Origin of the sequence: Kitasatospora sp. NPDC056531 (assembly GCF_042794375.1) — a bacterium.
Taxonomy (GTDB): Bacteria; Actinomycetota; Actinomycetes; order Streptomycetales; family Streptomycetaceae; genus Kitasatospora.
Genome location: NZ_JBHTTU010000296.1, coordinates 1,081 through 2,249, shown reverse-complemented (window position 1 = coordinate 2,249; position 1,169 = coordinate 1,081). Strand labels below are relative to the sequence as shown.

At 76.7% G+C, this 1,169-nt stretch carries 1 protein-coding gene; it reads right to left on the bottom strand.

Going from position 1 to position 1,169, the window contains the following annotated elements; translation table 11 throughout:
- Window positions 1–58 precede the first annotated feature (58 nt).
- Window positions 59–910, bottom strand: coding sequence for an NAD-dependent epimerase/dehydratase family protein (locus ACFQ87_RS45790; protein WP_380616976.1), 852 nt, complete (start codon window positions 908–910; stop codon window positions 59–61).
- Between the last annotated feature and the right edge of the window lie 259 nt (window positions 911–1,169).

The following is a 1,169-nucleotide window of genomic DNA, read 5'->3' as shown; positions in this document are numbered from 1 at the left end:
GGTGAGCCCCACCGCCCGGCCCCGCCGTCCTCCCGGGCGGCGGGGCCGGGCCGGGCGCCTACAGCGCGCCGGCCTGCGCCGCCGCCCACGCCGACGGGTACAGCGGGCGCCAGCCCAGGTCCCGGCGCGCGGCCGCGGTGGACACCTGGCCCTCCCACGGGTCGAACTCCACCTGCTGCGAACCGCCCGGGTGGCGACGGCCGTTGAGCTCGTGCAGGTCCCACGCGGTCAGCGGGGCGTCGTCCGACACGTTGTAGGTGCGGCCCTCGATACCCGGGGTCACCACCGCCCGCCACAGCGCCTGCGCCACGTCCGCGTGGTGCACCACCGCCAGACGCTGGTGCGCGGGCCAGTTCCCGGCCCAGTGCAGCGACTGCGCCAGATGCGGGTCGCCCTCGCCGTACACGAACGCCAACCGGGCGATGACCAGCGGCAGTTCTTCCCCGATCTCGCGCAGACCCGCCTCGGCCTGCGCCTTGGACTGCGCGTACGCGCCCCACGCCTCGTGCGGCGCGAGCCGGTCCCGCTCCACCGCCGGGCGGCCCAGGCCCCGCCCGTACACCAGGTTGGTGCTGGTGTGCACGAACCTGGCCACCCCGGCCTTCGCCGCCTCACGGCCCAACGCCACCGCCGCGTCCCGGTTGACCGCCCAGGCCTGCTCGTCCGCCACCCCGCGCAGCGCCGCCGCCACGTTGAGCACCACCTCGACGCCGTCCAACGCCCGCGCCCGGTCGCCCTGTTCGCACAGGTCCCCGACCACCGTCTCCACCTCGCCCAGGCCCCGCGCCTTCTCCGCGTCGCGCACCAGCACCCGCACCGAAGCGCCCTCGGCCCCGGCCCACCGCACCAGGCGCGGCACCAGGCGCCGCCCCACCGAACCGGTCGCGCCCGTCACAAGAATTCGCGTCATGATTCCCGTCCCCTTTGTGGGTGTTGCCCTCGTCGACGCCCACCAGCCTGCCCGCGCCGGGGCGGGGGCGGCAGAGACCCGTCGAACCAGGGATCGCCGATCCCTGGTTGCCGCCGAAAGCCCCCTCACCGGCCCCCGTCACCGCTCCCCGGCCGCCGCCGCGCGCGTCGCGCCGGCCCGGCCCACCAGCCAGACGCCGAACGCGGTCAGCAGCGCCGCCCCGAACCCGTACACCGGCAGCCACAGCGTCGTCGTGGAC

What these genes read in the sequence shown, in the direction of transcription:
- ACFQ87_RS45790 (WP_380616976.1), bottom strand. Translation starts at nt 910, where the DNA reads ATGACGCGAATTCTTGTGACGGGCGCGACCGGTTCGGTGGGGCGGCGC.